A 1869-nucleotide genomic window follows, 5' to 3' on the forward strand; every position below is an offset into this window, starting at 1 on the left:
CCCGAGCCGAGGACGGTGGGGCCGGTACGGCGTCTGGTGGTGCGCGGTGCCGGCGGGCTGTACCGGGTGGGGCGGCGCCGGGTGGCGCCGGCCATCCGCCGGCTGGCCCGGGGCTGACCGGGAACCGGGGCCCGTGGGGAGCCGGTGCGCACGGCGCCCCACCCGCCCGGACCGGTGCCTTTCGGCCGCCCCGGGAGGATCGGTTGACGACCGGCGTTGACGAACAGGTGGCCACGGCCCCCCGCTGTGCCTAAGATCACGCCGAGTGCCGAGTTAGTGCCCACCATCGGAATCGGACCCACCGCCGGGAGCACCCAGTGAAGCGTCGCACGTCCGCACTGTCCGTCTCCGCCGCGGCCCTGTTGGTCGCCGCGCCGCTGCTCACCGGTTGCGCCGGGGACACCCACCCCGGCGCCGCCGCCGTGGTCGGCGAGGACCGGATCACCGTCTCTCAGGTGCAGAGCCGGGTGGAGACCGTGAGGGAAGCGCAGCTCGCCACCGCGCAGGGGGACGTGCTGGTGGAGGAGACCCCCGCGCTGCAGCGCCAGATGGTGGGGCTGATGATCTTCTACAGCCTGGTCGAGCAGGCCGCCGAGGAGGCCGGCGTGACGGTCACCACCCGCGAGGTGCAGCAGGAACGCGCCGTGCTGGAGGAGCAGCTGGGCGGCCCCGAGGGCCTGGCCGAGGTGGCGCTCGTGGGCCAGGGCCTCCCCCTCGCCGAGGAGCAGATCAACGAGCAGCTGCGGATCGGCCTGCTGATGGCAGGCATCGGCGGCGAGGGCATGGAGGGCACCGAGGAGGCCTATGCCCGGCTGGTCGACCTGGCCGAGGAGATCGGGGTGGAGGTCAACCCCCGTTACGGCACCTGGGACGCGCAGCAGGTGAACCTCGTCGACTCCGAGGTGCCCTGGCTGCACGGGCCCGCGGAGGACGTCGATACGCTCGGCGGGTGAGCGGTACACACCCCCGTCGTTTCCCCGAACCCGACTTCCCCGGTGACCCGGCCGCGCCCGGGGTCACCGGGACCGGACCCGGTCGGCTGGTCCTGCTGACCACCAGCCACCGGGTCGCCGCCGGCCTGCTCTCCGCCCCGGCGTGGCGCGCGCTGCGCGGGGCGGACCGGGTGGTGTGCCGCGACCCGGAGCACCCGCTGCTCCCGCACCTCGCCGACGCCGGGATCACGGTGGCGGTCGCGCCGGGCGGCGGCTTCGACGCGCGCGAGGTGATCGATCGCTGCGCCGGAGGCCGCACCGTGGTGGTGGTGGCCTCGGCCGACGGGGAGGACCGGCTCACCGACGACCTGGCGCGAGCAGCCGGCTCGGGCCGCCTCCGGGTGCCCGATCTGGAGCTGCTTCCCGGTTCCTGGGACCTGCCCGGCGCCCGGCTGTTGGACCTGGTCGAGGTGATGGACCGGATTCGTCGGAACTGTCCCTGGTCCTCGGCGCGCGCACACGCCGACCTGGCGCCGTACGCGCTGGAGGAGGTCCACGAACTGGTCGAGGCCATCGAGGCGGGCGACCGGGAGGAGCTGCGCGAGGAGTTGGGGGACGTGCTGCTCCAGGTGGTCTTCCACTCCCGGATCGCGGAGGAGCACACCGGGGAGCCGTTCTCGATCGACGACGTGGCCGGGGGCATCGTCGCCAAGCTGATCCACCGTCACCCGCACGTGTTCGGGGACGAGCGGGCGAGCACCCCGGAGGAGGTGCGCGAGCACTGGCTGCGCACCAAGGCGACGGAGAAGGCGCGGGGGTCGGTGACCGAGGGCGTCCCGATGGGGCAGCCGGCTTTGGCGCTGGCCGCGAAGCTGGCGGCCCGGGCCCGCACGGCCGGGTTGCCGGCCGTCCCCCGGCGGTCGGATGCCCCGGCCCC

2 protein-coding genes are annotated in these 1869 nt (G+C 74.8%); both read left to right on the plus strand.

What is annotated here, in order from left to right; genetic code table 11:
- The first annotated feature begins 317 nt into the window (after window positions 1-317).
- Entirely contained in the window at window positions 318-953 is a 636-nt protein-coding gene (locus tag FNQ90_RS21600) for a SurA N-terminal domain-containing protein (RefSeq protein WP_182607885.1), read from the plus strand.
- Between the two features lie 86 nt (window positions 954-1039).
- A partial coding sequence (locus tag FNQ90_RS21605) for a MazG family protein (protein WP_228471461.1) occupies window positions 1040-1869 on the plus strand: 830 nt, incomplete at its 3' end.

It is taken from the genome of Streptomyces alkaliphilus (assembly GCF_014141535.1).
GTDB lineage: Bacteria > Actinomycetota > Actinomycetes > Streptomycetales > Streptomycetaceae > Streptomyces > Streptomyces alkaliphilus.